Below are 26,682 nucleotides of genomic sequence, written 5' to 3'. Positions count from 1 at the left end.
TCATGGCATGGACTCGTGACGAAATGGCCGCGCGCGCGGCGAAGGAATTGCAGGACGGTTTCTACGTGAACCTCGGCATCGGTCTGCCCACGCTGGTGGCGAACCATGTGCCGGCGGGTGTCGAAGTGTGGCTGCAGTCGGAAAACGGCCTGCTCGGCATCGGCCCGTCGCCGACCGAAGAGGAAGTGGATGCCGATCTGATCAACGCCGGCAAGCAAACGGTGACCACGCTGCCGGGTTCGTCGATTTTCTCGTCGGCGGATTCCTTCGCGATGATTCGCGGCGGCCACATTAACCTGGCGATTCTCGGCGCGATGCAGATCAGCAAGAAGGGCGATCTGGCCAACTGGATGATCCCCGGCAAGATGATCAAGGGCATGGGCGGCGCGATGGATCTGGTCGCGGGCGTCAAGCGCGTGGTCGTGCTGATGGAGCACGTCGCGAAGGGCGACCAGCACAAGATCCTCGAGGAATGCACGTTGCCGCTGACCGGCGTGGGCGTAGTCGATCAGATCATCACCGACCTCGGTGTGATCGAAGTGACGGAAGACGGTCTCAAGCTGGTCGAACTGGCTCCGGGCGTCAGCGTCGAGGAAATCAAGGCGAAGACGGGTGCGCCGCTCGATGTGAGCTCGTTGAGTTGAATGGCGTGATGAGCCGGCCACGGTCCTTGTGACTGGCGGCTGGCTGCAAGGCAAGGTCCGGGCGGGCGAGGCGTGAGTCTCGCCCGCTTTGTTTTGTGCGGAGATCATGTGTCCTGGGCCGTTCGGCCGATCCTTGCCGTGCGGCAAAGCGGTTTACAATCTTTTGAAGGTTGGACGCCGATTAATCTTCCGCTCGTGTCCTCACGCGCAGCGCTTTCGAAAGGAAACCCGATGACCGCAACGTTCGCTTCCATCGAGGGGCAACCCGCGCCGCGCCAACGGTATGTGCAATGCGCGAGCGCCGGCGGTCTGCACCGCGTCGCTTATACCGAGTGGGGTGATCCGGCCAATCCACGTGTGTTGCTGTGCGTGCACGGCCTGACGCGCTCGGGGCGCGATTTCGACCGGCTCGCGGCGCAATTCGCGGGCACTTACCGCGTGGTGTGTCCGGACGTGGTGGGGCGGGGCTTGTCATCGTGGCTCGCTAACCCCAACTTCTACGGGGTGCCGCAATACGTGGCGGACATGGTCACGCTGATTGCGCGCCTGAATGTCGAAACGGTCGACTGGTGCGGCACCTCGATGGGCGGCCTGATCGGTCTCGCGCTCGCCGGACTGCCGGAAACGCCGATCCGCAAGATGCTGCTCAACGACGTGGGACCGCATCTGGAGCCCGTGGCCGTGCAGCGCATCGGCGATTACCTCGGCAAGCCGGTGCGGTTCGAAACGCTGCAGCAAGGCGTCGATTACGCGGCGTTGCTTGCGCAAACATTCGGCCCGCTCACGCCGGAGGAGTGGCGTGAAATCAATACGCCGCTGCTGCGCGAGCAGGACGGCGGCTGGCAATTCCGCTACGACCCACGCATTGCCCAGCCGTTTGCTGCGACTACCGAGGAAGCGGTCAAACTCGGCGAGGCCGCGTTATGGCATTCGCTGGCCGCGTTCCAGGGGCCGGTGCTGGTTGTGCGCGGCGAGCAATCGGATCTGCTGTCGCGCGAGACGGTCGCCAAAATGGTCGAGACCGGGCGTGCGGTGTCGAGTGCGGAAATTGCGGGCGTCGGGCATGCGCCGGCGTTTCTGGCGGCCGACCAGATCGACCTGGCGAGCCAGTTCTTTATCGGCCCTGCTCCTGACGCGTCATAATATGCAGTTCCGCTGCGGCGTGCCGCGGCGTCCTTGATCGGGCGCAACGCGGAACGCATCTCCGATCAACGCTCATACAACTTCAGGATTCTTCATGGCAGTCATTCGTCACCACGTCGGCAAGCGTCTCTCGGAAACCGCCGTGCACAACGGCACCGTTTACCTCGCGGGGCAGATCGCCGAAGACACGGATCAGGACATCACGGGCCAGACGCGCGAGGTACTCGGTCACATCGACCGTCTGCTGGAAGAAGTGAACAGCGACAAGTCGCATTTGTTGTCGGTACAGATTTACATCTCGGACATGGTGCACTTCGCTGGCATGAACGCCGTGTGGGACGAGTGGGTCGCGCAAGGCGCCACGCCGCCGCGCGCTACCGTCGAAGCCAGACTCGCGAACCCGAAGTGCCTCGTCGAAGTCGTCGTGGTCGCGGCGCAGCGCAGCTAAGCCTTTGTTGTTGAAATTCCGTTGATCCGTCTGGCCCGTTGGGCCGTCGCACCATGACTACCGAAATCGCTACGAGCACGCCGAATCCCATCCCTTCCTTTGACGAAGCGATGGCGTTCGTGCGCGAACATGCGGGCGAGGTGCGGCTGTCATCGGGCGAATTGCTGGCGGATCATGCGGCGGGTACGGCGTCGATCATGCGCACGCTGAATGTCGATCCGCCGGCCGTGCTGGCGGCGGCATTGTTCGCGCTGACGCCGCACCTGCGGGACCCGGAGCGCGTGATTGCCGACAACTTCGGCGAAGAAGTCGCGCAACTGGTCGGCGACGTGCGCAAGCTGCTGCGGCTCGGCACAGTGAGCATGCGCGCTGCGCAGAACGCCATGCCAGAAGCCGGACGGGATGCGCAGGCGGCGCGCCGTGCGCAGGTCGAAGCGCTGCGCAAGATGCTGCTCGCATTCGCGCAAGATATTCGGGTAGTGCTGATCCGGCTCGCCTCGCGCCTGCAATCGCTGCGGTATTACGCAGCGGCGAAGATCACGCCCTCACCGGATGTGGCGCGCGAAACGCTCGATATTTATGCGCCGCTCGCCAATCGCCTGGGCATCTGGCAACTGAAGTGGGAACTTGAGGATCTCGCGTTCCGCTTTGAAGAGCCCGTTACATATAAGCGTATCGCCAAGCTGCTCGACGAGAAACGTGTTGAGCGCGAAAGCTATGTTTCGCAGGCGATCGCGCGTCTCGAGCAGGAGTTGGCCGCAGCCCATATTCGCGCCGAAGTCAGCGGGCGGCCCAAACATATCTACAGCATCTGGCGCAAGATGCACGGCAAGGAGCTGGACTTCGCCGAACTGTACGACGTGCGCGCGTTTCGCGTCATCGTGCCGGATATCAAGGATTGCTACACCGTGCTCGGCATCGTGCACAACCTGTGGCAACCGGTGCCAAAAGAGTTCGACGATTACATCTCGCGGCCCAAGCCGAATGGCTACAAGTCGCTGCATACGGTGGTGATCGGCGATGACGGCCGCGCATTCGAAGTGCAGATCCGCACGCAGGAAATGCATCAGTTCGCTGAGTATGGCGTGGCGGCGCACTGGCGCTACAAGGAAGCGGGCACGCGTGGTTACGGCGGCCAGTTCAGCGCGAGCGAGAAGTACGACGAGAAGATCGCGTGGTTGCGTCAACTGCTCGCGTGGAAAGACGACGTCTCCGAAGGCGAGCACGGCGATAAGCGCGCGGCCCAGCCGTGGGAGCAATTGCGCCAGGCCACGCTCGACGACGACCATATCTACGTGCTCACGCCGCAGGCGCGTGTCATTCCGCTGCCGCACGGCGCCACGCCGGTCGATTTCGCGTATCACCTGCACAGCGAGTTGGGGCATCGCTGTCGCGGCGCGCGTGTGGACGGCGCGATGGTGCCGCTCAACACGCAGTTGCAGAACGGACAGACAGTCGAGATCGTCGCGGTGAAGGAGGGCGGTCCTTCGCGTGACTGGCTCAACCCGCTACTTGGGTATCTGCAAAGCCATAGGGCAAGGCAGAAAGTGCGCGCGTGGTTCAACGCGGTCGAAGTGCAGGAGCACATCGCGAGCGGCCGGGCCATGGTCGAAAAGACCTTGCAGCGCGAGGGCAAGACGTCGGTCAATCTCGATCAGCTTGCGGCCAAACTCGGCTTCAAGACAACCGACGATCTGTTCTCCGTGGTCGGCAAGGAAGAGTTCAGTCTGCGGCTCGTCGAACAGGCTTTGCATGATGCGCCGCCGCCCGAGCCGGTGGTCGAGGCGCCTGAGCAGTTCGAGAAACGCAGTAGCGGTGCGAGCGTCGCGCGCGGGGCTTCCACGGGCGTGCTGGTGGTCGGCGTCGACGCGTTGCTCACGCAACTCGCGCGCTGTTGCCGTCCCGCGCCGCCCGACGATATTTGCGGGTTCGTGACGCGCGGCAAGGGTATGTCGATCCATCGCAGCGATTGCCCGACTTTTCTGCGTATGGCTGACCGCGCGCCGGAGCGCGTGCTGCAAACCGCGTGGTCCGCGGACGTGATGAGCGGGCGCGGCCAGTCCGTTTATCCGGTCGATTTCTCCATCGACGCAACGGATCGGCAGGGCCTGTTGCGCGATATCTCTGAAGTGTTCGCGCGCGAGAAGATGAATGTGATCGGGGTCAAGACGCAAACGCGTCGCAATGCCGCGTTCATGCAATTTACCGTCGAAGTGTCGAACGCCGCGCAGATTCAGCGTGCGTGTACGCTGCTCGGTGAGGTAACGGGCGTGGTGCGCGCATCACGTAAAAGTTGAAGCACGCTGAGTAGCGAATCGCAGCGGGTATGCATCCGTTCGAGGCGCTCGGGGGTGTAAGTGGAAATTTAAAGTCGGTGCATAAAAGTACTTGCCAAGCGCTGTGGGGCTCCATATAATCTCGTTTCTTCAGGCTCGTAGCTCAGCTGGTTAGAGCACCACCTTGACATGGTGGGGGTCGTTGGTTCGAGTCCAATCGAGCCTACCAACGAAAGAGAAATTCCGCTTTTGCCGGGGTTTCGCAAGCTGCAGGAAGCGCCTCGGCGCAAAAGGCGAATACGGTTATGACACCGCGAACGTTGACCGAAACTACTTCGGAGCGACGCTAGTCGAGGACCACTTTCGCCAATGTAGTTTGCAGGAAATGTGAATGCGGCCCCTCGAAAGTGGGGCCGCATTTTTTTTGGGATTTTTGACCGGGTTGTATGTGCCGCAGCCGGTCGGCACCACGGAGAACGCAATGGTTTCGATACGTCTGCCTGACGGTTCTGTTCGACAATACGAGCATCCGGTGACCGTCGCCGAAGTAGCCGCCTCGATCGGCCCCGGCCTCGCGAAGGCCGCGCTCGGCGGCAAGATCGACGGTGAGCTGGTCGACACGTCCGCGCTGATCGATCACGACGTGGCGCTCGCCATCGTCACGGAAAAAGATCCTGACGGTCTCGATATCATTCGTCACTCCACGGCGCACTTGCTCGCGTACGCGGTGAAGGATCTGTATCCCGAAGCGCAGGTCACGATCGGTCCGGTGATCGAAAACGGCTTTTACTATGACTTCGCCTACAGCCGCCCCTTCACGCCGGAAGATCTCGAGAAGATCGAAAAGCGCATGCAGGAACTCGCGAAGAAAGATGAGCCGGTTTCGCGCCGTGTGGTGTCGCGCGACGAAGCGGTGGACTACTTCAAGAGCATCGGCGAAAAGTACAAGGCCGAGATCATCGAATCGATTCCGGCTACCGACGAGATCAAGCTGTACTCGCACGGCGGCTTTACCGATCTGTGCCGTGGCCCGCACGTGCCATCCACCGGCAAGCTGAAGGTCTTCAAGCTGATGAAGCTCGCGGGCGCCTACTGGCGCGGCGATTCGAAGAACGAACAACTGCAGCGCATCTACGGTACGGCCTGGACGAAGAAAGAAGACCAGGAAGCCTATCTGCATATGCTCGAAGAGGCGGAGAAGCGCGATCACCGCAAGCTCGGCAAGCAACTCGATCTGTTCCACATGCAGGACGAGTCGCCGGGCATGGTGTTCTGGCATCCGCGTGGCTGGACGTTGTGGCAGCAGGTCGAGCAGTACATGCGCCGCCGCGTGAACGATGCCGGCTACCTCGAAATCAAGACGCCGATGATCATGGACCGCTCGTTGTGGGAAGCGTCGGGCCACTGGCAGAACTATCGTGAAAACATGTTCACGACGGAATCGGAAAAGCGCGACTACGCAATCAAGCCGATGAACTGCCCGGGGCACGTGCAGGTGTTCAATCACGGTCTGCGCTCGTACCGCGATCTGCCGCTGCGCTACGCGGAGTTCGGCTCGTGCCATCGCAACGAATCGTCGGGCGCACTGCACGGCCTGATGCGCGTGCGCGGTTTCGTGCAGGATGACGCACACATTTTCTGTACCGAAGACCAGTTCATCAGCGAATCGATCGCGTTCAACACGCTGGCAATGAGCGTGTACAAAGACTTCGGCTTCGACCATATCGACATCAAGCTGTCGTTGCGCCCGGATGCGCGCGCTGGCACCGACGAGACCTGGGATCGTGCCGAGCAGGGGTTGCGCGAAGCGCTGACGGCCTGCGGCGTGACGTGGGAAGAACTGCCGGGCGAGGGCGCTTTTTACGGCCCGAAGGTGGAGTATCACATCAAGGACGCGCTCGGGCGTTCGTGGCAATGTGGTACGTTGCAGCTCGATATGGTGCTGCCGGAGCGCCTTGGCGCGGAATACGTGGCGGAAGACAACAGCCGTCGCCGGCCGATCATGTTGCACCGGGCAATCGTCGGATCAATGGAGCGTTTCCTCGGCATTCTGATCGAGCACCATGCGGGGGCAATGCCGTCGTGGCTCGCGCCCATGCAGGTTGTGGTGATGAATATCGCGGAAAGCCAGGCCGAATATGCGCAGTCTCTAGCCCAATCGTTGCAAAAACAAGGGGTTAGAGTGGAGGCCGATTTGCGCAACGAGAAGATTAGCTATAAAATACGGGAGCACACGCTGGAAAAGGTGCCGTACCTATTGGTGGTCGGCGACAAAGAGCGTGAGGCCCAAACGGTAGCCGTGCGTGCCCGTGGCGGTGTTGATCTGGGTGTAATGCCTCTCGATACCTTCATTGAGCGTCTGCGCCAGGACGTGCAGTCGTTCAAGTGAGCCACTTGGCAGCGCGGCTCGTTTTTTTCAAATTTTAGAGGAAACGTAACATCGCTACTGATAAGTCTGCGCACCGCATCAACGGTGAAATTACGGCACCCGAGGTGCGTCTGGTCGGAGTCGAGAACGAGCCGCTCGGCATCGTGAAACTCGCTGATGCGTTCCGCATGTCGGAACAGCAGGACGTGGATCTGGTCGAAATCGCTCCGCAAGCGGTTCCGCCAGTTTGTCGTCTGATGGACTACGGCAAGTTCAAGTACTCGGAAGCGAAGAAGCAACACGAGGCCAAGCTCAAGCAGAAGGTCATCCAGGTCAAGGAAGTCAAATTCCGCCCGGGTACCGATGACGGCGACTACAACGTCAAGCTGCGCAACCTCATCCGCTTCCTCGATGACGGCGACAAGACGAAAATCACGTTGCGTTTCCGCGGCCGCGAAATGGCCCACCAGGAAATCGGTATGCGCATGCTCGAGCGCCTGCGCGCTGACCTTGACGAAGTCGGTCAGGTCGAGCAGATGCCGAAAATGGAAGGGCGCCAGATGATCATGGTGCTCGCTCCGAAGAAAAAGAAGTAAGCCGCTGCGCGCCATGTGGTGCGCGCGCTGGTTGTGCAAGATTCAAATGATGCTGCGCCGGGTGTCCGGCATGGTATCGGCAGGTTTCGGAACGGTACCCACGCAACTGGGCGCTGCTTCCTGAAAAGCGGCCGTCGGCAATGTTGGCGGTCTGCATACCAAGTGGAGTGGGTTTCGAAGGGCGGGTAATGGCCATCAGGCCGACCGCACACCCATATCCATCTAATAATGGAGTTGTCATGCCGAAGATGAAGACCAAGAAGAGTGCTGCAAAGCGCTTCGTGGTGCGTCCGGGCGGTACCGTCAAGCGCGGTCAAGCCTTCAAGCGCCACATTCTTACCAAGAAGACCACCAAGAACAAACGCCATTTGCGCGGTTCGACGGCAGTTCATGATGCAGATATGAACTCCGTGCGCGCAATGCTGCCGTTCGCTTAACCCTTAACCGAAACTCATAGGAGCGAAACATGCCTCGAGTAAAACGTGGGGTTACCGCACGGGCCCGTCACAAGAAGATCATCAAGCTGGCCAAGGGTTACCGCGGCCGTCGCAATAACGTCTATCGCATCGCCAAGCAGGCGGTCATGCGCGCAGGCCAATACGCCTACCGCGATCGCCGCAACAAGAAGCGTGTGTTCCGCGCACTGTGGATCACGCGTATCAACGCGGCGGTGCGTCAGCACGACATGACGTACAGCGTGTTCATCAACGGCCTGAAGAAGGCTTCGATCGAACTCGACCGCAAGGTGCTGGCCGACATGGCTGTGTTCGACAAGGCTGCTTTTGCTGCGATCGTTCAGCAGGTGAAAGCCGCCGTTGCAGCCTGATTGCGCTTTGGGCAATTAACACTGCGTGGTTCGTTGCAGCGAACATCCGGTAGTCTCGGTGACGCTGCAGCAAAAACGGGGCTCCTCACCGAGCCCCGTTTTTGTTGGTAGAACCAGTTTTGCATCGATTGAACACTGACGTTGAAATGATGGGATCAATGGATCTGGACCAGATTGTCGCCGACGCGCAAAAAGCCTTCGAGCAAGCCTCCGACGTCACCACCCTCGAGAACGAGAAAGCCCGCTTTCTTGGTAAATCGGGTGCGCTGACCGAACTGTTGAAGGGCCTTGGCAAACTCGATCCCGAAACGCGCAAGACCGAAGGCGCACGGATCAACCTCGTCAAGCAACAGGTGGAAGCCGCGTTGACGGCCCGCCGTCAGGCGCTTGCCGACGCGTTGCTGAACCAGCGCCTCGCCGCTGAAGCCATCGACATCACGCTGCCCGGCCGCGGCACCAACGCAGGCAGCCTGCACCCGGTGATGCGCACATGGGAGCGCGTTGAACAGATTTTCCGTACGATCGGATTCGACGTGGCCGACGGCCCCGAAATCGAAACCGACTGGTACAACTTCACCTCGTTGAACAGCCCGGAAAACCATCCGGCGCGTTCGATGCAGGACACCTTTTACGTCGACGGCAAAGATGCCGACGGCCGTCAGTTGCTGCTGCGCACGCATACCAGCCCGATGCAGGTGCGCTACGCGCGCACCAACACGCCGCCGATCAAGGTGATCGTGCCGGGCCGCACGTATCGTGTGGATAGCGACGCAACCCACTCGCCGATGTTCAACCAGGTCGAAGGCCTGTGGATTGACGAGAACATCAGCTTCGCGGACCTGAAGGGCGTCTACTCCGACTTCCTCAAGAAATTCTTCGAGCGCGACGATATTCAGGTGCGCTTCCGTCCGTCGTACTTTCCGTTCACCGAACCGTCGGCTGAGATCGACATGCTGTTCGAAACGGGAAAGAACGCCGGTAAGTGGCTCGAAATTTCGGGCTCCGGCCAGGTTCACCCCACGGTGATCCGCAACATGGGTCTCGACCCGGAGCGTTACATCGGCTTTGCTTTTGGCAGTGGCCTCGAGCGGCTCACCATGTTGCGTTATGGCGTGCAGGACCTGCGTCTGTTCTTTGAAAACGACCTGCGTTTCCTGCGTCAATTCGCCTGAACCGAGGCGTGTGAACGCGACAAGCATAGAGTGCGGCACTGCACGCAGTGCGTGCCGCCAGCAGCGTCCCCGGCAGTGCCCAGTGACTCACGAATACTGAATGCATCGAGCACTCGCCGGACGTGGACCTAACCTGATCAGAACGTACACAGAACCATGCAATTCCCGGAATCCTGGCTGAGAACTTTTGTCGATCCGCAACTGACGACCGATGAACTGTCGCACGCGTTGACGATGGCGGGTCTCGAAGTCGAAGACCTGCGGCCGGCCGCGCCGCCGACTTCGAAGATCGTCGTCGGCCAGGTGCTGGAAGTCGTCAAGCACCCCGACGCGGACAAGCTCAACGTGTGTCAGGTCGACGCCGGCACCGGCGCGACGCTGAACATCGTGTGCGGTGCGCCCAATGTCGCGCCTGGCATCAAGGTGCCGGTCGCGCTGGTTGGCGCGCAACTGCCGCCGGCCGAAGAGGGCGGCGCGCCGTTCGCGATCACGCTCTCGAAGCTGCGCGGCGTGGAAAGTCAGGGCATGTTGTGCTCGGCGCGTGAACTGAAGCTCTCGGAAGATCATAGCGGCCTGATGATCCTGCCGGAAGATACGCCGATCGGCCAGGATATCCGCGAAACGCTCAAGCTCGACGACACGATTTTCGAAATCAAACTGACGCCGAACAAGGCAGACTGCCTGTCGGTGTTCGGCGTGGCGCGCGAGACGTCGGCCATTACCGGTGCACCGTTGCATGCGCTGGATATCAAGCCGGTCGAAGTCAAGCTCGACGAAATGCTGCCCGTCAAAATCTCGGCGCCCGATCTGTGCGGCCGTTTTTCGGGCCGCGTGATTCGCGGCGTCAATGCGCGCGCGAAGTCGCCGCAATGGATGGTGCAGCGTCTCGAGCGTTCGGGCCAACGCAGCATTTCCGCCCTCGTCGACATTTCGAACTATGTGATGCTCGAACTCGGCCGTCCGTCGCACGTGTTCGATCTGGACAAGATCCACGGCGGTATGGACGTACGCTGGGGCCGCAAGGGCGAAACGCTGAAGCTGCTGAACGGCAACACCGTGGAGCTCGACGAAACCGTCGGCGTGATCGCGGACGAACAGCACATCGAAAGCCTCGCCGGCATCATGGGCGGCGACAGCACGGCCGTCACGCTCGACACCACCAACATCTATCTCGAAGCCGCGTTCTGGTGGCCGGATAGCATTCGTGGTCGTTCGCGCAAATACAATTTCTCGACCGATGCAGGCCATCGTTTCGAACGTGGCGTCGATTACGCGACCACCGTCGACCACATCGAACGCATCACGCAACTGATCCTCGACATCTGTGGCGGCGCAGCTGGCCCGGTCGACGACCAGACCGTCAACGTGCCGCAACGCGCGCCGGTGAAAATGCGTGTCTCGCGCGCGAATCGCATCATCGGTATCAAGATCGAGGCGGATGAGATCGCGCAGATCTTCACTCGCCTCGGCCTCACGTTCGGGCGCGACGGCGATACCTTCTCGGTGATGCCGCCGTCGTATCGCTTCGACATCGAAATCGAAGAAGACCTGATCGAAGAAGTCGCGCGTATCTACGGCTTCGAAAAGATTCCGGCGCGCCCGCCGGTCGCCACGAGCGAGATGCTGCCGACCAATGAAACGCAGCGCTCGATCCACGTCATCCGCCACGCGCTCGCCGCGCGCGACTACGCGGAAACGGTCAACTTCAGTTTTGTCGATGCCGAGTGGGAGCAGGACTTCGCCGGCAACGACAAGCCGGTGCGTCTGTTGAACCCGATCGCGAGCCAGCTTTCGGTCATGCGCACCACGCTGTTCGGCAGCCTGATTCATGTGTTGCGCACGAACCTGAACCGGCGCGCGGCGGATCGCGTGCGCGTGTTCGAAGCCGGTCGCGTGTTCCTGCACGATCCGTCGATCAAGGCCGGCGAACTGACGGTCGAAGGATTTGCGCAACCGAAGATGATCGGCGCGCTTGCATACGGCCCCGCGCTCGAAGAGCAGTGGGGCGCGCAAACCCGCGCGGTCGATTATTTCGATGTGAAAGGCGACCTCGAAGCGGTACTCGCGCCCGCGGTGGCCCGTTTCGTGAAAGCGGAACATCCGGCATTGCATCCGGGGCGCAGTGCGCGTATTGAACTGAATGGCCGCGCAGTGGGTTGGATTGGCGAATTGCATCCGCGCTGGATGCAGAAATATGATTTGCCGCATGCGCCGATTCTGTTTGAAATCGAAGCGGAAGCATTAATGCAGCGCGTATTGCCAACTCCGTCGGAAGTGTCTAAATTCCCGCCGGTGCGTCGCGATATTGCGGTGGTCGTCGATCAGAAAATCGAGGTTCAGGCGCTGCTGGACGAGCTCCAGAAGGCCCAGTCCGAGGCGGCCTGCAAGACTGTTCAGAAGGTTGCGCTTTTCGACGAATTCCGTCCAAAATCAAACACTTCCGGTGGTCTGGCCGCGCACGAGAAAAGCCTTGCGTTCCGTGTGACCTTGCAAGATACTGGCGGAACCCTTCAGGATGAAACGGTCGATCTGGCTATTCAAACTCTGGTGGAACGTCTGGCTCGAGTATATGGCGCACGGTTGCGCGGATAACCCGCATTTAACAATTGCACGGCTGTTTCCGCATCCTATGTTTTTAGCTTGGCGCGCCATTTGATAGATATGAATGAAATGAACTCGAGTGATTTCGAAGCCCTTCTTACGGCGCAACGCAGCGCCATGATTCGCGATATTCCGACATCACCCGCCGTCGTTTCCAGTGAAACGCCGACGCTTACCAAGGCGGAGCTTGCCGAGTTGCTGTTCGACAATGTCGGGCTCAACAAGCGGGAAGCCAAAGACATGGTCGAGGCGTTTTTCGAGGTGATCCGTGATGCGCTGGAGAGTGGCGACAGCGTGAAGCTGTCGGGGTTCGGCAACTTTCAGTTGCGCGACAAGCCCCAGCGTCCCGGCAGAAATCCGAAGACTGGCGAGGCGATTCCTATCGCTGCGCGCCGCGTTGTGACGTTCCATGCAAGTCAAAAGCTGAAGGCGCTGGTTGAGAACGGCGCTGAGGCGAGCTTCTCGCGCTGATTGACTGACGCGTTCCTGCGCAACCCACCACGACGGCTAACTGACGATGACAGCGACGATCGAAAAAGTCGTCTTGCCTCCGATTCCGGCGAAGCGCTACTTCACGATTGGTGAGGTCAGCGAACTGTGCGGCGTGAAACCGCACGTGCTGCGCTATTGGGAACAGGAGTTCACGCAGTTAAGGCCGGTCAAGCGGCGCGGCAACCGGCGGTATTACCAGCACCATGAAGTGTTGCTGATCCGGCGGATTCGCGAGTTGCTGTACGAGCAGGGCTTTACGATCAACGGCGCGCGCAATCGTCTCGATTCACACGGTGGTGGCGCGCACGGTGCGCCGGCCGAGGGGGTCGAGGAAGGCGAGGGCGCGGCGCCGCCGGTTGCATCCACGGCCACAGTCGACGTCGACCAGTTACGCAAAGAGTTACTGCATGTGATCAATCTGTTGAATCACTAGTTTGGATTGTTGGGCTGCAACGGTTCTAATCGACTGAAGTGTCTGTTATAATCTTGTGCTGTTCGGGGCGTAGCGCAGCCTGGTAGCGCACACGCCTGGGGGGCGTGTGGTCGGAGGTTCAAATCCTCTCGCCCCGACCAAAGAAAACAAGGACTTACGGTGAAAACCGTAGGTCCTTTTTTCTTGCTTGGTTGGAATAGCATCGCGTGCCAAAGCCGAAAGCGTCAATGCCTGCAGAGCCACCCCCGCCTCGCGATGCCGATTCGCTATGCGAATGGCGACGCGTCATTGACGATCAGGCGCAACTGAATGCAGCCGCTACATAAACCAGCGTAAAAACGCAGCAATCCATTCCGTGACCTGCCGGTAAGGCGGATATAGCAGCGATGTGGCATTCACGCGGGCCTGGAAAAAAACGGGCTTCATAGGTGAAAACGTCTCAAAGCCTCCCGTGACATGCGCCCATGCTGCTTGCACCGACACCTCCAAACGGTAGCGAGTCACAGGCTACGTGCCATAGCGTGTCATTGACCGTCACGCCGTCTGAAGTCGTTCGAACGAGAACCTGCTCACGTTCGCTTTTGTCGCTCGTGAAAAGGTACAACGCGAGCGGTCGGTCACGAATCACAGGTAAGGATATCGAAATATATCCTTCGAATGGCGGCTTGGTCGTCATACGGTCTCCGTCATGTTCGTGTTGGGATCCTCGTCGCGCGAATACGCAACGTTGCTATTCGAGATTCACGAGCCAGGCGTCGAGCGCGTCGAAGTCGTGCACGACGTGGCAGGCGGCGTATCCATGGAGGCAGGACCGGCAACTCCGTTCACCAAGTTCGTTCCGGAGTTGTGTGTCGCGGACGGATACAACGTAATCGAATATCCATTCGTCGCGATATGTAGGGGAACGGCTGCCGTAGCTACCCATGCCGCGCGACATGCAGAACCCTTATCCTGCCCAAATGCGGCCTGCGTCAAACATAGTACTTCCAGCGCGTCAATTCAGACATTGTGTCCGCGCTAACGGACAGACGGTCGCATGATTCCGGCCGGGCAGCCCCGCCTGCATATCCTTGATCCGACGCTGCAATGATCGAATAGCATTAACCGGGTGACGTTCGACTCATTCAATGCTTCCCGCAAACCGTTCGGCCAATCGCTCCCGCTCGAACGCGTCGACAACGAAGTCAACAAACACGCGTGTTTTCGCTGGCAGCAGCGCGCGCGTCGCGTAATAGATCGAAATCGATCCGGCGTCCGCGTACCAGCGCGGCAGCAATCGCACGAGTTCCCCCCGTTCGATCGACAACAGCACATCCGACACGGACAGCAGCGCGACGCCGAGTCCCAGAACGGCCGCTTCACGCATTGCTGCCGGGTCGTTGACCACGATGCTCTCGGCGAGCACCGCAGGCATTTCGCCGCCTGCCTTGTCACGCATCGTCCGCTGACGCACGCGGCCCGTGCGGCTCGAGCGCATCACGATGCCGTCAAGTTCCGCAAGATCTCCGGGATCGGCCGGTGGTACGCGGCCGGCCATGTAAGCCGGAGACGCCACCGCCACGAGATGCGCAGGCGCCAATGCGCGCGATACGACGGCCGGCGCGAGATCGAATCCACCCCCCAGCGCCGCATCGTATCCCTCCGCAATCAGGTCGACCGGTCGGTTCTCGAAGTGCCAATCCGGACGAATCATCGGATAGCGCGCGAGGAACGCCGGCAGCAGCGGCATGACGTAGGTGATGCCGAATGTTGGCGGCATGCTGACTTTCAACACGCCAGCCGGCTCGCTGCGATCGCCCGAGACCGACGCAATCGCAGCCTGGAGCGCGTCCAGATTGCCACCAATTTCCACGAGAAAACGCTCGCCCGCCTCGGTCAACGTGAGCTTGCGCGTCGAGCGCTGGAACAGTCGCACGCCGAGGTTGCGTTCCAGCAGCGCAACGTTCCGGCTGACCGCAGCGGGCGTCAGCGCAAGACGCCGCGCGGCCGCGGAGAAGCTGCCCGTTTCGGCGCTGCGCACGAACGACTCGAGGTTGGCAAGGGTTTCCATGCGGGGATCTTAAAGCATTGATTGAAAATAATTCAAGCAATTACCCGCTAATCAATGAGCAATTAAGGCGGCAACATGTGCTCATCTGCCTTCGGAACTCGACGTCACATGCCCTTCTCTTGCCGGCACAGATATCGCCTTTGTCACTTGATTCATCCCCCTTCACCTGGAACATCGTTATGAGCACCATCGGTATCATTGGAGCAGGCGCCATTGGGTCCGCGTTCGCGAAAGCGCTGGCGGCCAGAGGCATCAAAGCCATCATCGCGAACAGCCGAGGCCCGGATTCACTGGCAGGCCTCGCGCGCGAACTCGGCCCCTCGATCACGCCGGGAACGCGCGAACAAGCGGCGGCGCAGGACATCGTCTTCGTCGCAGTGAACTGGTCGAAGCTGCCGGTCGCCATGGCCGGGCTGCCGGACTTCGGCGGCCGCATCGTGATCGACACGAACAACCCGATCGAGGCGCCGCTATTCAAACCAGCCGAATTGCATGGCCGGACGTCGAGTGAAATATTCGCCGACCTCGTGCCGGGCGCACGCGTCGTGAAGGCGTTCAATCATCTGCCGGCGCACCTCCTTTCCGACGATCCACAGGCCGAGGGTGGACACCGCGTGTTGTTCCTCGCGGGAGACGATGCGCAGGCGAAATCGGCTGTGAGCGCATTGATTGAGCAGCTCGGCTTCTTCGGCATCGACATGGGCTCGCTCGTAGGCGGCGGGCGGCTATTTCAAATCCCGGGCGGCCCGTTGCCGGTGCACAATCTCGTCAAGTTCGGATAACGAATGACAGGCGCCGTCCGCGGCGCCTTTTACACAAAAAACAGGCACTCCCCACGAGTGGCCACCGCGGCTCGAACTCGCCGCCGTCACGTTCCGTGCTTTCCACGGACTTGCCTGGATCGGGACGTCCTTATTAACTTGAGGAAGGCCTGCAGGATTGGCGACGTATCTTCGCGCCGATACAGACAACTCAACTCGATCTCCCGCAATTGCGATGATTTGAGCGGCCGGTACACAACCCCAGGCAGCCGAAGATTGACCGCCGACGCCGTTGTTACGCAGACCCCAAAGCGGCTCGCCACCAGCGCAATACACGTCACGACATCTTCCACTTCCTGCTCGACGCGCAGGCGGACCCCTTCGGCACGAAATGCCGCCGTGACCTCTTGCGCAAGCCCATGTACCGGCGCATTGGGGTAAAGGATCATGCGCTCGCTATCGAGATCGCGCAGCGTCACGGCTTTTTTCTCGCACAGCGGATGGCCCTCGTAGAGCGCAACGAGAAACGGCTCGCGCTGTACCCAGTCGACGGCAATATCGCTCTCGTGCGGCACCAGACGGTTAAAACCGATCGTGATACGGCGCTCGCGAAGCGCCGCGATCTGCTCGGCCTTCGACATGTTGCGCAAGCCGATTTTTACTTCGGGGCGTTCGGTATGAAAGTCGGCAAGCAGTCGCGGGATCACATTCAGGATGCCGGAGCTGAAGATGCCGACATCGAGTCGCCCCATATAACCCTGACCAGCGAGTTGGGTCTGCTCTTCGGCACGGCGGGTTAGCGCGAGAATGTTCGGCACTTCGTCGAGCAAGGCACGACCCGCTTCCGTCAGTTCCGCTCCTTTAGGTGTGCGGATGAATAGCGGTGTGCCGAGTTCCTCTTCCAGCGCCCGGATATTCCGGGTGAGCGGTGGTTGCGCCATGTGCAGGCGTTCCGCTGCGCGCCCGAAGTTCAGCTCCTCCGCGAGGGCGAGGAAATAGCGCATCTGCTTCAGTTCCATTTTCTCTTTCCAGTCTGTACGCCGATACCGGCGCCGTATCCGGGGGCCACCTGGTCCCATACCGATACGGTATCAGGAATTTAAAAAATGGTATTGGACGGTATGTTCGCCTCGCGCGCATCATGGCTGCAACACGTAGGTTCACGCAGCGCCTCACAGCCTCGCGCGACTGAAGAGGCGGCGTAGCGCGCCCACGACTGGAGACACGCATGATCATCGGTAATCAGAAAGACGTCACCCAAGCGGTTCTTGCGGAACTCAGCCGCGCACCGGATGCGCGCTTCCGCGAAATCATGTCCGCCGCGGTGCAGCATCTGCACGACTTCGCACGCGACGCCAAACTCACCGAAGCGGAATTCCATCAGGCTTGTGGCTTCATCGCGAAGCTCGGGCAATTGTCGAGCGCATCGCACAATGAAGTGGTGCTGGCGGCGGGTTCAATCGGCCTCTCGTCGCTGGTTTGTCTGCTGAATAACGGCGACAACGGGCAGACCGAAACCACGGCAAACCTCATGGGTCCGTTCTGGCGGATGGATTCGCCCGCCACGCGCAATGGTGGTTCAATTGTCCGTTCGACAACGCCGGGCGTGCCGATCTTCGTCGACGCATGGGTGCACGACGCTGACGGCAAACCTGTTGCAGGCGCCGAGATCGATGTATGGCACACGTCGGCAGAGGGCTTTTATGAAAACCAGGACCCCGCGCAAGCCGACATGAATCTGCGTGGCAAGCTGACCACGGATAGCGACGGTCACATCGCGTTCCGCAGCGTGAAGCCGGCGGGCTATCCGATTCCGCTGTCGGGCCCAGTCGGAGAATTGTTGCGCGCGCAAGGACGCCACAACATGCGCCCGGCACACATCCACTTCATGATCTACAAGCCGGGTTTCAAGACCCAGTTCTCGCAGGTCTATTCAAGCGACGATCCGAATCTCGACACCGACGTGCAATTCGGCGTAACCCATGCCCTCATCGGTCAATACGTGCTGCACGAAAACGAACCTGCGCCGTCAGGCGATATTCAGGGGCCGTGGTATTCACTCGAGCATCACTTCAGGATCGAAGCGGGCGAAGCCAGATTGCCGAAGCCGCCGATTACGGGCAAGGCAGAAGGCCCGCGCCCGGTGTGGTCCGTGCTGGAGCGCACGTCATGAACGACGTGCAGTTGTAACGGCAGACGGGGCCGCGGTAGCGCCTCAGCACTTCGATCCAACCCGGCGTCGCGCCACGCCGCGCCACGTCGCCTCACACACAGAGGAAAGCCATGCCCATCATCCATATTTCACTCGTCGAAGGACGTGACGCCGACACGATCAAAGCGTGTGTCAAGGCCGTCGCCCGCACGGTGCACGAAACGCTAGGCGCGCCGCTCAACACTATCCGCGTGTACGCGACGGTCACGCCGGCCACGCATTGGGCTGTTGGCGATCAGACCAAGGACGAGCTCGCCGCAGCCGCACAGGAGAAAGGAAAATGACACCGCAATTGATTCAGCAGGCGGCCAGCGCACTGGCCGAGGCCGAGCGTAGCGGCAAATACGTCGCGCCGTTGCGCGAGACCTACGAACAACTGACGATTGAAGACGCCTACGCGATTCAGCGCGCCAACACCGGGCGGCGCGTGGCAGAAGGCCGGCGCATTGTCGGCTGCAAGATCGGGCTGACCTCGGTGGCCGTGCAGAAACAACTCGGCGTCGACCAGCCGGACTTCGGCATGCTGTTCGACGATATGGGCTATGGCGATGGCGAACCCATTCCCGCGTCCATTCTGACCCAGCCGAAGATCGAAGCTGAAGTCGCCTTTGTGATCGGCCGCGATCTGCGCATGGAAAATCCTGGTCAGCTGGATGTGCTGAACGCCATCGATTACGCGCTGCCAGCGCTCGAAATTGTCGGCAGCCGAATCGCGAACTGGAATATTCGCATCACCGATACGATTGCGGACAACGCGTCGTCGTCCGCTTATGTCCTCGGCAACAGCCCACGCAAACTGTCCGAATTCGACCTGCGGCTGTGCGGCATGGTGACGGAGCGGCGCGGCGAGCCCGTATCAGTCGGCGCGGGCGCGGCATGCCTGGGCAACCCGATCAACGCGGTGGTGTGGCTGGCCCGCAAGATGGCCGCGCTCGGCACGCCGCTTCTGGCTGGAGACCTGGTGCTGTCCGGTGCGCTCGGACCAATGGTGGCCGTCACGCCCGGTGACATCTTCGAAACACGCATCAACGGATTGGGCTCGGTACGCGCCGTGTTCGAAGCCAATTCCACGCAAACCGCGAGCGAGGCCCGCTAATGAGCTCCATTACCGAATACGCGACGCTGCTCGACGACGCAGCGCGTCAAGCAACTGAAGTCGCTCAGTTCGATCCCGAAGGCAGACTGTCATTGGACGAGGCCTACGAGATTCAATCGGCGTCGATCAAACTGCGTGTCGAGCGGGGCGAGCGCCGCGTGGGCGTGAAGATGGGTTTCACGAGCCGCGCGAAGATGGTTCAGATGGGCCTTTCCGATGTGATCTGGGGCCGCCTCACTGCAGGCATGCAGATCGAAGAGGGCACGGCGATCGATTTCTCGCGCTTCGTGCATCCGCGCGTCGAACCGGAAATCGCGTTTGTGCTGAAGCGTTCGCTCGAAGGCGACGTCACCGGACCGCAAGCGCTCGCCGCAGTTGAAGCGATTGCCCCCGCACTCGAAATCATCGACTCGCGCTACAAGGACTTCAAATTCACGCTGCCCGAGGTGATCGCGGACAACGCCTCGTCGAGCGGTTTCGTGATCGGCGCGTGGCGCGATCCGAAGATCGACTTCGCCAATCTGGGCCTGACGTTGAACATCGACGGCCGTGTCGCGCAGGTCGGTTCGACGGCGGCGCTGCTCGGTCATCCGCTGCGCTCGCTGGTTGCCGCCGCGCGTTTGTCGGCACAGGCAGGTGAGCCGTTGCAGGCTGGCTGGATCGTACTGGCGGGCGGCGCGACACCGGCCGAATGGATCAAGCCGGGGCAGTACGTGTCGGTCGACATGGAACAGCTCGGCAGTGCGGGTTTTCACATCAAGGGGTAAGGCGATGCCGATTGCGTTGATCAACAAACGCCGGAATATGACTGACAAGGTTAAGGTAGCGATCATCGGGCCAGGCAACATCGGCACCGATCTGATGATCAAGGTGATGCGCAACAGCAGGCACCTTGAAATGGGCGCGATGGTCGGCGTCGATCCGAACTCGGACGGGCTTGCGCGCGCTGAACGCATGGGCGTGGCGACGACCGCGGAAGGGATCGACGGTCTGCTGAAGCTCGGCGTATTCAAGGACATCGACATCGTCTTCGACGCGACGTCGGCGGGCGCGCACAAGCGTCACAACGACGTGCTTCAGCAACACGGTGTGCAGGTGATCGACCTGACACCCGCGGCGATCGGCCCGTATGTGATCCCCGCGATCAATCTCGAAGCGGAAAACGCCAGCAACATCAATATGGTCACCTGCGGCGGCCAGGCAACGATTCCAATGGTCGCGGCCGTGTCACGCGTGGCGAAGGTGCACTATGCGGAAATCGTCGCGTCGATATCGAGCAGGTCAGCCGGTCCGGGCACCCGCGCCAACATCGACGAATTCACCGAGACCACGCGTAGCGCGATCGAAATACTTGGCGGCGCAACGCGCGGCAAGGCGATTATCGTGCTCAATCCGGCCGAGCCGCCGCTGATCATGCGCGACACGGTGTTCGTATTGTCCGATCTGGCCGACACAAAGCTTGTCGAAGACAGCATCGCGCAGATGGTGGCGAGCGTGCAGGCATACGTGCCGGGCTACCGTCTGAAGCAGAAGGTGCAGTTCGACGTGATCTCAGCGGAGCAGCCGCTCAACGTGCCGGGCATTGGTCCGAAGCATGGCCTGAAAACATCGGTGTTTCTCGAAGTGGAAGGCGCCGCTCACTATCTGCCCTCGTATGCGGGCAACCTCGACATCATGACGTCGGCCGCGCTCGCCTGCGGCGACATGATGGCGCGTCGCCGGGTGGCTGGCGGCATCGCGCGTGGTCACAAGGAGGTCGTGTCATGACATCGCTCGATAGAAAGCTCTATATCTCTGATGTCACGCTGCGCGACGGTAGTCACGCGATTCGCCATCAGTACAGCATCGCCAATGTGAAGGCGATTGCTTCGGCATTAGACCAGGCGGGCGTCGACAGTATCGAAGTCGCGCACGGCGACGGCATCGAAGGATCGAGCTTCAACTACGGCTTTGGTGCGCATAGCGACGTCGAATGGATCGCGGCCGCAGCAGAAAGCGTCAAGACCACGAAGATCGCGACGCTGCTGATTCCGGGGATCGGCACGACCCACGATCTGCGCAATGCGTACGACGCCGGCGCACGGGTCGTGCGGGTCGCCACGCACTGCACTGAAGCGGATGTGTCGCGTCAGCATCTGGAATTCGCACGCAAACTCGGCATGGATCCGGTCGGCTTCCTGATGATGAGCCACATGACCACGCCGCAAAAGCTCGCCGAACAGGCGAAGCTAATGGAGAGCTACGGCGCGACCTGCGTGTACGTGGTGGATTCGGGCGGCGCGCTCGGTATGAACGATATCCGTGACCGGTTCCGCGCGTTCAAGGATGCGCTGAAGCCGGAAACGCAAACCGGTATGCACGCGCATCACAACCTGAGTCTTGGTGTGGCGAACTCGCTGGTGGCGGTGGAAGAAGGTTGCGACCGCATCGATGCGAGTCTTGCGGGCATGGGGGCAGGCGCGGGCAACGCGCCGTTGGAAGCGTTCATCGCCGCAGCGGAACGTCAAGGCTGGAATCACCGCTGCGATCTGTATCGCCTGATGGACGCGGCGGACGATCTGGTGCGTCCGTTGCAGGACCGTCCGGTGCGCGTGGATCGCGAGACGCTCGCGCTCGGCTACGCTGGCGTGTATTCGAGCTTCCTGCGTCACGCGGAAGTCGCGGCGAGCAAGTACGGCCTTAAAACCGTGGACATTCTCGTCGAGCTTGGCCGTCGCAAGATGGTGGGTGGCCAGGAGGACATGATCGTCGACGTGGCACTTGATCTGCTGAAACGGGTTGAGCACGAGCAGACGCATGCCGAGCCGACCGTGAGCCAAGCAGGCTAACGACGAGACGATGCGATGACACGGCTCTATTCCCTGGTGCCGCTGACGGCAATCGAACTGACGCCGCCTGAACTGGTGGCGGCAGCGAGCCGGACGGGCTATGACGCGGTCAGTTTGCGTCTGAGCCCGTTCCGGGCCGGCGAGGCGCAGCATCCGATGTTCGACAACTCGCCGATGTTGCTCGAAACGGAAGCACGCCTGCATGACAGCGGCCTGGACGTGCTGGATATTGAAGTGATGCTGCTCACGCCCGAGCGCGACGTGCAGGACTTCAAGCGTGTGTTCGAGACCGCCATGCGTCTCGGCGCACGCAATGCGCTAACGCTGATCGACATTGCCGACCATTCGCTCGCCGCGGACAAATTCGCGCAACTGTGCGAACTGGCGGCACTCTTTGGTATTTCCTGCGCGCTCGAATTTGCGGCGTGGCTAGGCGTCGGCAGCATTCAGGCCGCCAATGCGATCGTGAGCGAAGCGGCGCAAGCGAACGGCGCGATGCTGCTCGATCCGTTTCACCTCATACGCAGCGGCGGCAAAGTCGGCGACATCGCGGCCATCGACCCCACTCGCATCAGGTACGCGCAGTTCTGCGACGCAAGCGCAACAACGCCTGCCACCACGGCGGCCATTTCCGAAGAAGCGCGTTACGACCGCTTGTTGCCGGGCGATGGGGGTTTGCCGCTGCGCGAGTTCGTCGCCGCTTTGCCAGCCGGCATTCCATTCGGTCTCGAAGTGCCCAACCGCAAACTCGCCGTTACGCTCGAACTGGACGAGCGATTGCGCAGGACACTGGCGGCAGCAAAGCGTGTCGCTGGCGATCTGCTTTAAGCGAATTCTCGGAGAACATTGAAGGCGAGATCGCGCGGAGCCGATGATTCGTGTGCTTCAAGGAGTCTTCTTGCTCGGAGAGGCACGTTTTCAGGTGGCTGCCGGGATCGCGAAGTTCGCTTTGGCCCATGCGGCAAACTTCGTCGGCGGCTGGCCGGCGACCTGGTTGGCGAGCGCGATCGCATCGCTCGAATCCGAGCCAAGATAGGTGTGCGCTTCGAAGTAGGCGAGCATCGCCGCGATACCGTCAGCGTGCGGAAACCAGCTGGCAAAAAACTCGCGCGGGACTTGCCTGAACGAGAGCGTGTTTCCCTGGTCGTTAAGGGTGGCGACGATCTCTTTGAAACTCAGGAAATCGCCGACCAGCGCCAGATGTTCACCGTGCCCCGCGAGTTCCGGCTGCGCGAACGCGCCGGCCACGAGTCGGCCGAGTTCGGTGATGTCGCCCATATGGATGACACGTCGTTCCGGATCAAGCGGCAGCGCCCAACCCACGGCACCATCCGGTTGTTTCTGCGGAGCCATCAGGCCGATCAGATTCTGGTAATAGAACGGCGCGATCACGAACGTGTGATACGCAAACCCGGCTTCGCTCACGATGGGTTCGATTTTCGCCTTGGCCGTAAAGTGCGGCACATTGATCGCGCCGCCGGTGATCGTCTCCACATTGGGAAGCGTCGACCAGATCAAGTGCTGGACGCCGGCGTCCTTTGCCGCGCTGACGGCCGCGAGTGCCTGCCTGGGCTCGTCTGCCTGTGCTTCCCAGGAATTGGTTACTAGGAAAACGCCGTGTGCGCCGGCAAACGCGGCCTTAAGCGTTTCTGAACGATTGAAATCGGCTAGAACGACTTCGTCACCCAGCTTTGGATGCGCGGCTGGATTGCGCGTCAACGCGCGCACTTTGAATTGACCGCTCGCCTGCAGCGCGCGCACAACGGCGCCGCCTTGCTGGCCGGTTGCGCCCACGACGGCGATAAGCTTCTGCGTGTTCGACATGGTTGTGCTCCAGGGGGTATTAGGTTAGGGCGGTGCTACCTCACGCACCGAGCGCGCTGGTCTCTCTTTTTGCCGAAGCGATGGCCCCGCTGCGTGCGTCCTCACCCATTGCCACACCTTCGGCGCGAATGAAGCTGATATCCGTGATGCCCAGAAAACCGAAGGCTGCCTTCAGATAGGTTTCCTGATGATCGAAGAAAGCTGCGGGCGAGCCTTCGCTGTAAACGCCGCCGCGCGACGAAGCGATGACCAGCTTCTTGCCGCCGCAGAGTCCGACCGGGCCATGCTCCCCGTAACTGAACGTCTTCCCGGCAACAGAGATGCGGTCGATCCAGGCCTTCAGTTGAGAGGGCACGCCAAGGTTGTACATCGGCGCGCCAATGACCACGATGTCGGCGGCCAGGAAATCTTCGAGCGCAGCCTGACCCGCAGCGACGTCGGACTTCAATGCGTCGTCGACCGGAGCGCCTTGCGCGGCCGCGAGGTGTGCTGCCGTCAGATGGCCGATCGGTGTGACGGCAAGATCGAGATGCGTGAGCGCAAGGTCGGGATGGCGACCCCGGAAGGTCGCGACGACATCCGCTGACAGATCGCGGCTGACGGAGCCTTGCCCGAGGATGCTGGAATCGATGTGTAGCAGTTTCATGAGATTGATTTCCAAATGGGATTACTGCTTGAGCGCTTCGGCCGAGATAAGCAGCTTCGTCTTCATACTGAAGCCGTACGGCTTGCCAAAGTCGACGCCGAAGTCGCTGCGATCGAATTCGCCCACCGCGTCGACGCCGCACACTTCGCGCTTGAGCATCGGATGCGGCATGCACTTGAACGAGTCGACTTTCAACGTCAGCGGCCTGGTGATGCCGTGCATCGTCAGATTGCCGACGACAGAGGCCGGCTGGTCGCCCTTGAACTTGATCGCGCCTTTGTAGGTCGCTACCGGGAACTTCGACGCGTCGAAAAACTGATCCGACTGCAGGTTCTGGTCGAGCTTCGTGCTACCCGTGTGGATCGACGCAATGTCGGTTGTCACTTCAACGGTACCGGTCTTTGCCGCGCGATCGAGCGTCACCGTGCCTTGGGACTTGTCGAACTTGCCACGCCAGACCGACAGGCCGCCGATGTGGTCGGCCTCGAAACTCGGGTACGTGTGGTCCGGATCGAGCTGGTACGTCGACATGTCCGCGAATGCCGAAAACGACAGTGAGGCGGCGAGTGCGCCGGCCGCAATCATTAGATGCTTCTTCAAATCAATTTCCTCGAATCATTGAGTTGCCGCGCCGTGCGCGGTATCAGGTGATGTAACGCTACCGTGGAGCGGGAGAATGACTTTTTACGGCCGGCTCCCGTGTGTGAACCTGAAGTATGGGGATGAAAAGCGCTTCACACTAGATGGTAAAATAGGATTTGATTCATCCATTTATGGAGAAATGGAATGCTTGATCTGAATGATCTGGCGATGTTTGTCCAGGTCGTCCGCGCTGGCAGCTTTTCCGAGGCGGCGCGGCGTCTGCACATGCCGGCAAATACGCTGAGCCGACGCATCGATCAACTCGAAGGGCAACTCGGCACACGTCTGCTGCATCGCTCGACTCGCAAACTCGCGCCGAGCACGGAGGGTCAGGCGCTATTCGAACGCTATGCGCCGGCGCTTGACCAGATCCTCGAGATCGGGCGACTCCATGCAGATGGGCAGGCCCCGTCCGGCTCGGTTCGCGTCGCCGCAATGGCCGGCCTGTTCGAATTCTTTCGCATCGAATGGTTGGTCGAGTTCTACGCGCGCTACCCACACATCAGCATAGATTTTTTGCTCGACGATATGCCGTCCGATCTGATCGCCGAGCGCATCGATCTGGCCTTGCGCATGGGCGTTGAGAGCCGTAGCGGCCTTAAGGTACGGCGGTTGGCGCCGAGTGGAATGATCCTCGCGGCGAGTCCGGCCTATCTGGAACGGCGTGCCGCGCCACGCACGCTGCGCGAGCTGGCTGAACACGACTGTCTGACGATTTCCAATCGACAGGGTCGCAGCACCTGGCGTCTTCAGGGTCCACGCGGTAGTCAGGAGGTGTCGATCAACAGCCGGTTCGCGGTCAATGACATGCGAGTGCTGGCGCAGGCTTGTATAGCTGGACTGGGTATTGCGCTGCTGCCGCAATTAATCGTTGAGCCAGTCATCGCGCAGGGGCAACTGGTACGCGTGCTGCCGACCTATCGGCGCGCCAGCACCGGCCTCGGCCTGCAGCTCGTTTACACGAGCCGCCCACCGGTGCCGCCCGCAGTAGCGGCTTTCGCCGAATTCCTTGCGGAGAAGCTGGGCGAAGCGATGACAAACTCCTGACGGAACCATGCCAGCCAATTAGTTCGACGTGATGCCTGGATATACCCATAGGCAGGCGGGCCAGCCGATCGCCTACGGATACTATCTGTCGGCACTGGTGGATGCATGGTCGCGCGATATCGAGCGGCTGCTGCATGTACTCGATACAACGGACGGCTCGCCGTTGGGCGCATGCGCGTTCGCGGGGACCTCATTCCCGATCGGCCGTGTTGCTACGAGCCAGATGCTGGGATTCAGTTACCCGTTGGCGAACTCAGTCGATGGGGTGGCGTCGCGAGACTTCGCGCTCGAACTGAGCGCAAGCCTCTCGATCCTGATGATCGCGTGCAGCCGCATGGTTCAGGATTTTTACATCTGGACCACTCCTGAATTTGGCTACCTCTCGTTCCCCGACAGCGTGGCGAGTACGTCGAGCATCATGCCGCAGAAAAAGAATCCGGTCGTACTCGAGTATTTGCGAGGAAGACCGGCCACCTGATTGGCTTGACTTCAGCCGCCTTTACAACGGTCAAGTCGACGCAGTTCAGTCACACAGGGGACAGCAGCCGTGAAAGCACGCGAACGTGCTGGGAGAGTT

General features: G+C 60.8%; 27 protein-coding genes, 2 tRNA genes and 1 pseudogene. 24 read left to right on the top strand and 6 right to left on the bottom strand.

From position 1 onward, the window contains the following. The first annotated feature begins 2 nt into the window (after positions 1-2). The 14 genes from PQR27_RS14565 to PQR27_RS14500 all read left to right on the top strand — a co-directional run bounded on the left by PQR27_RS14565 (position 3) and on the right by PQR27_RS14500 (position 13,139). Positions 3-644, top strand: a complete 642-nt coding sequence (locus PQR27_RS14565) for a CoA transferase subunit B (RefSeq protein ID WP_408524314.1) — start codon at positions 3-5, stop codon at positions 642-644. A gap of 231 nt (positions 645-875) precedes the next feature. After that, on the top strand, positions 876-1,787 hold the full coding sequence (locus PQR27_RS14560; protein WP_408524313.1) for an alpha/beta fold hydrolase: 912 nt from the start codon (positions 876-878) through the stop codon (positions 1,785-1,787). A 94-nt stretch (positions 1,788-1,881) separates the two neighbouring features. Next, the gene (locus PQR27_RS14555; protein ID WP_408524312.1) at positions 1,882-2,235 is read left to right on the top strand and encodes a RidA family protein; all 354 of its coding nucleotides are present in this window, start codon (positions 1,882-1,884) and stop codon (positions 2,233-2,235) included. A 53-nt stretch (positions 2,236-2,288) separates the two neighbouring features. Then, positions 2,289-4,532, top strand: coding sequence for a RelA/SpoT family protein (locus PQR27_RS14550; RefSeq protein WP_408524311.1), 2,244 nt, complete (start codon positions 2,289-2,291; stop codon positions 4,530-4,532). A 131-nt stretch (positions 4,533-4,663) separates the two neighbouring features. Next, a tRNA-Val gene (locus PQR27_RS14545) sits at positions 4,664-4,740 on the top strand. Positions 4,741-4,992: 252 nt separating this feature from the next. Next, positions 4,993-6,900, top strand: coding sequence for a threonine--tRNA ligase (gene thrS / locus PQR27_RS14540; RefSeq protein ID WP_408524310.1), 1,908 nt, complete (start codon positions 4,993-4,995; stop codon positions 6,898-6,900). Positions 6,901-6,950: 50 nt separating this feature from the next. Next, entirely contained in the window at positions 6,951-7,475 is a 525-nt protein-coding gene (infC, locus tag PQR27_RS14535; protein ID WP_408525493.1) for a translation initiation factor IF-3, read from the top strand. Between the two features lie 239 nt (positions 7,476-7,714). Next, on the top strand, positions 7,715-7,912 hold the full coding sequence (gene rpmI, locus PQR27_RS14530; RefSeq protein ID WP_012433738.1) for a 50S ribosomal protein L35: 198 nt from the start codon (positions 7,715-7,717) through the stop codon (positions 7,910-7,912). Between the two features lie 29 nt (positions 7,913-7,941). Continuing rightward, positions 7,942-8,301 carry a 50S ribosomal protein L20 gene (gene rplT / locus PQR27_RS14525; protein WP_006052502.1) on the top strand — a complete coding sequence of 120 codons (360 nt, stop codon included), beginning with the start codon at positions 7,942-7,944 and terminating at the stop codon, positions 8,299-8,301. A 158-nt stretch (positions 8,302-8,459) separates the two neighbouring features. Beyond that, positions 8,460-9,473: a phenylalanine--tRNA ligase subunit alpha gene (gene pheS / locus PQR27_RS14520; RefSeq protein ID WP_408524309.1), complete on the top strand. Its 1,014-nt coding sequence runs from the start codon at positions 8,460-8,462 to the stop codon at positions 9,471-9,473. 156 nt (positions 9,474-9,629) lie between these two features. Continuing rightward, positions 9,630-12,065, top strand: a complete 2,436-nt coding sequence (gene pheT, locus PQR27_RS14515) for a phenylalanine--tRNA ligase subunit beta (protein ID WP_408524308.1) — start codon at positions 9,630-9,632, stop codon at positions 12,063-12,065. Between the two features lie 69 nt (positions 12,066-12,134). Then, positions 12,135-12,545 carry an integration host factor subunit alpha gene (locus PQR27_RS14510; protein WP_408525492.1) on the top strand — a complete coding sequence of 137 codons (411 nt, stop codon included), beginning with the start codon at positions 12,135-12,137 and terminating at the stop codon, positions 12,543-12,545. Positions 12,546-12,591: 46 nt separating this feature from the next. Continuing rightward, on the top strand, positions 12,592-12,999 hold the full coding sequence (locus tag PQR27_RS14505) for a MerR family transcriptional regulator (RefSeq protein WP_408524307.1): 408 nt from the start codon (positions 12,592-12,594) through the stop codon (positions 12,997-12,999). A gap of 63 nt (positions 13,000-13,062) precedes the next feature. Then, positions 13,063-13,139: transfer RNA gene (locus PQR27_RS14500), tRNA-Pro, on the top strand. 178 nt (positions 13,140-13,317) lie between these two features. On the opposite strand, the pseudogene PQR27_RS14495 reads toward PQR27_RS14500, so the two are convergent. After that, positions 13,318-13,621, bottom strand: a pseudogene (locus tag PQR27_RS14495) (coniferyl aldehyde dehydrogenase); the annotation flags it as partial. Between the two features lie 498 nt (positions 13,622-14,119). Beyond that, positions 14,120-15,049 (bottom strand): LysR family transcriptional regulator, encoded by a 930-nt coding sequence (locus tag PQR27_RS14490; RefSeq protein WP_408524306.1) that lies wholly within the window; start codon positions 15,047-15,049, stop codon positions 14,120-14,122. A gap of 17 nt (positions 15,050-15,066) precedes the next feature. Between PQR27_RS14490 and PQR27_RS14485 the strand changes: the two genes are divergently transcribed. Continuing rightward, positions 15,067-15,831 carry an NADPH-dependent F420 reductase gene (locus tag PQR27_RS14485; RefSeq protein ID WP_408524305.1) on the top strand — a complete coding sequence of 255 codons (765 nt, stop codon included), beginning with the start codon at positions 15,067-15,069 and terminating at the stop codon, positions 15,829-15,831. Between the two features lie 86 nt (positions 15,832-15,917). On the opposite strand, the gene PQR27_RS14480 is transcribed toward PQR27_RS14485, so the two are convergent. Continuing rightward, on the bottom strand, positions 15,918-16,829 hold the full coding sequence (locus tag PQR27_RS14480) for a LysR family transcriptional regulator (RefSeq protein ID WP_408524304.1): 912 nt from the start codon (positions 16,827-16,829) through the stop codon (positions 15,918-15,920). 209 nt (positions 16,830-17,038) lie between these two features. Here PQR27_RS14480 and PQR27_RS14475 point away from each other — a divergent pair, with 209 nt between their 5' ends. From PQR27_RS14475 to PQR27_RS14445, 7 genes are all read left to right on the top strand, one after another. Beyond that, on the top strand, positions 17,039-17,983 hold the full coding sequence (locus PQR27_RS14475) for a dioxygenase family protein (protein WP_408524303.1): 945 nt from the start codon (positions 17,039-17,041) through the stop codon (positions 17,981-17,983). Positions 17,984-18,093: 110 nt separating this feature from the next. Then, a complete protein-coding gene (locus tag PQR27_RS14470; RefSeq protein WP_408524302.1) occupies positions 18,094-18,306 on the top strand; it encodes a tautomerase family protein in 213 nt (70 codons plus the stop codon). After that, positions 18,303-19,118, top strand: a complete 816-nt coding sequence (locus tag PQR27_RS14465) for a 2-keto-4-pentenoate hydratase (protein ID WP_408524301.1) — start codon at positions 18,303-18,305, stop codon at positions 19,116-19,118. Before PQR27_RS14470 ends, PQR27_RS14465 begins: the two co-directional genes overlap by 4 nt. Next, positions 19,118-19,885, top strand: a complete 768-nt coding sequence (locus PQR27_RS14460; protein WP_408524300.1) for a 2-keto-4-pentenoate hydratase — start codon at positions 19,118-19,120, stop codon at positions 19,883-19,885. Before PQR27_RS14465 ends, PQR27_RS14460 begins: the two co-directional genes overlap by 1 nt. Before the next feature lie 37 nt (positions 19,886-19,922). Further along, a complete protein-coding gene (locus PQR27_RS14455) occupies positions 19,923-20,885 on the top strand; it encodes an acetaldehyde dehydrogenase (acetylating) (RefSeq protein WP_408524299.1) in 963 nt (320 codons plus the stop codon). Beyond that, positions 20,882-21,946, top strand: a complete 1,065-nt coding sequence (gene dmpG / locus PQR27_RS14450; protein WP_408524298.1) for a 4-hydroxy-2-oxovalerate aldolase — start codon at positions 20,882-20,884, stop codon at positions 21,944-21,946. The genes PQR27_RS14455 and dmpG overlap by 4 nt, the downstream gene beginning before the upstream one ends. 15 nt (positions 21,947-21,961) lie before the next feature. Continuing rightward, the gene (locus PQR27_RS14445; RefSeq protein ID WP_408524297.1) at positions 21,962-22,774 is read left to right on the top strand and encodes a sugar phosphate isomerase/epimerase family protein; all 813 of its coding nucleotides are present in this window, start codon (positions 21,962-21,964) and stop codon (positions 22,772-22,774) included. A 90-nt stretch (positions 22,775-22,864) separates the two neighbouring features. On the opposite strand, the gene PQR27_RS14440 is transcribed toward PQR27_RS14445, so the two are convergent. Genes PQR27_RS14440 through PQR27_RS14430 form a run of 3 tightly spaced genes read right to left on the bottom strand, consistent with a single transcriptional unit; the run spans position 22,865 to position 25,016 of the window. Beyond that, the gene (locus PQR27_RS14440; RefSeq protein ID WP_408524296.1) at positions 22,865-23,770 is read right to left on the bottom strand and encodes an NmrA/HSCARG family protein; all 906 of its coding nucleotides are present in this window, start codon (positions 23,768-23,770) and stop codon (positions 22,865-22,867) included. 40 nt (positions 23,771-23,810) lie between these two features. Then, on the bottom strand, positions 23,811-24,416 hold the full coding sequence (locus PQR27_RS14435; protein ID WP_408524295.1) for an FMN-dependent NADH-azoreductase: 606 nt from the start codon (positions 24,414-24,416) through the stop codon (positions 23,811-23,813). Between the two features lie 21 nt (positions 24,417-24,437). Further along, positions 24,438-25,016: a YceI family protein gene (locus PQR27_RS14430; protein ID WP_408524294.1), complete on the bottom strand. Its 579-nt coding sequence runs from the start codon at positions 25,014-25,016 to the stop codon at positions 24,438-24,440. Between the two features lie 186 nt (positions 25,017-25,202). Here PQR27_RS14430 and PQR27_RS14425 point away from each other — a divergent pair, with 186 nt between their 5' ends. After that, positions 25,203-26,105 (top strand): LysR family transcriptional regulator, encoded by a 903-nt coding sequence (locus PQR27_RS14425; RefSeq protein WP_408524293.1) that lies wholly within the window; start codon positions 25,203-25,205, stop codon positions 26,103-26,105. Between the two features lie 31 nt (positions 26,106-26,136). After that, positions 26,137-26,583: a lyase family protein gene (locus PQR27_RS14420; protein ID WP_408524292.1), complete on the top strand. Its 447-nt coding sequence runs from the start codon at positions 26,137-26,139 to the stop codon at positions 26,581-26,583. Positions 26,584-26,682 lie beyond the last annotated feature (99 nt).

The organism is Paraburkholderia fungorum (assembly GCF_046027215.1).
Taxonomy (GTDB): domain Bacteria; phylum Pseudomonadota; class Gammaproteobacteria; order Burkholderiales; family Burkholderiaceae; genus Paraburkholderia; species Paraburkholderia fungorum_D.
Note: the sequence above shows the minus strand (reverse complement) of the source record. Positions and strands in the feature narration are given on the sequence as shown.

Coding starts and splice junctions, on each gene's coding strand:
- PQR27_RS14510 (WP_408525492.1), top strand. CDS start 12,135: ATGAATGAAATGAACTCGAGTGATTTCGAAGCCCTTCTTACGGCGCAA.
- PQR27_RS14425 (WP_408524293.1), top strand. CDS start 25,203: ATGCTTGATCTGAATGATCTGGCGATGTTTGTCCAGGTCGTCCGCGCT.
- PQR27_RS14555 (WP_408524312.1), top strand. CDS start 1,882: ATGGCAGTCATTCGTCACCACGTCGGCAAGCGTCTCTCGGAAACCGCC.
- dmpG (WP_408524298.1), top strand. CDS start 20,882: ATGACATCGCTCGATAGAAAGCTCTATATCTCTGATGTCACGCTGCGC.
- PQR27_RS14420 (WP_408524292.1), top strand. CDS start 26,137: ATGCCTGGATATACCCATAGGCAGGCGGGCCAGCCGATCGCCTACGGA.
- PQR27_RS14460 (WP_408524300.1), top strand. CDS start 19,118: ATGAGCTCCATTACCGAATACGCGACGCTGCTCGACGACGCAGCGCGT.
- PQR27_RS14565 (WP_408524314.1), top strand. CDS start 3: ATGGCATGGACTCGTGACGAAATGGCCGCGCGCGCGGCGAAGGAATTG.
- rpmI (WP_012433738.1), top strand. CDS start 7,715: ATGCCGAAGATGAAGACCAAGAAGAGTGCTGCAAAGCGCTTCGTGGTG.
- PQR27_RS14470 (WP_408524302.1), top strand. CDS start 18,094: ATGCCCATCATCCATATTTCACTCGTCGAAGGACGTGACGCCGACACG.
- PQR27_RS14445 (WP_408524297.1), top strand. CDS start 21,962: ATGACACGGCTCTATTCCCTGGTGCCGCTGACGGCAATCGAACTGACG.
- PQR27_RS14505 (WP_408524307.1), top strand. CDS start 12,592: ATGACAGCGACGATCGAAAAAGTCGTCTTGCCTCCGATTCCGGCGAAG.
- pheT (WP_408524308.1), top strand. CDS start 9,630: ATGCAATTCCCGGAATCCTGGCTGAGAACTTTTGTCGATCCGCAACTG.
- PQR27_RS14465 (WP_408524301.1), top strand. CDS start 18,303: ATGACACCGCAATTGATTCAGCAGGCGGCCAGCGCACTGGCCGAGGCC.
- PQR27_RS14440 (WP_408524296.1), bottom strand. CDS start 23,770: ATGTCGAACACGCAGAAGCTTATCGCCGTCGTGGGCGCAACCGGCCAG.
- PQR27_RS14550 (WP_408524311.1), top strand. CDS start 2,289: ATGACTACCGAAATCGCTACGAGCACGCCGAATCCCATCCCTTCCTTT.
- thrS (WP_408524310.1), top strand. CDS start 4,993: ATGGTTTCGATACGTCTGCCTGACGGTTCTGTTCGACAATACGAGCAT.
- rplT (WP_006052502.1), top strand. CDS start 7,942: ATGCCTCGAGTAAAACGTGGGGTTACCGCACGGGCCCGTCACAAGAAG.
- pheS (WP_408524309.1), top strand. CDS start 8,460: ATGGATCTGGACCAGATTGTCGCCGACGCGCAAAAAGCCTTCGAGCAA.
- PQR27_RS14455 (WP_408524299.1), top strand. CDS start 19,923: ATGACTGACAAGGTTAAGGTAGCGATCATCGGGCCAGGCAACATCGGC.
- PQR27_RS14490 (WP_408524306.1), bottom strand. CDS start 15,049: ATGGAAACCCTTGCCAACCTCGAGTCGTTCGTGCGCAGCGCCGAAACG.
- PQR27_RS14435 (WP_408524295.1), bottom strand. CDS start 24,416: ATGAAACTGCTACACATCGATTCCAGCATCCTCGGGCAAGGCTCCGTC.
- PQR27_RS14480 (WP_408524304.1), bottom strand. CDS start 16,829: ATGGAACTGAAGCAGATGCGCTATTTCCTCGCCCTCGCGGAGGAGCTG.
- PQR27_RS14560 (WP_408524313.1), top strand. CDS start 876: ATGACCGCAACGTTCGCTTCCATCGAGGGGCAACCCGCGCCGCGCCAA.
- PQR27_RS14475 (WP_408524303.1), top strand. CDS start 17,039: ATGATCATCGGTAATCAGAAAGACGTCACCCAAGCGGTTCTTGCGGAA.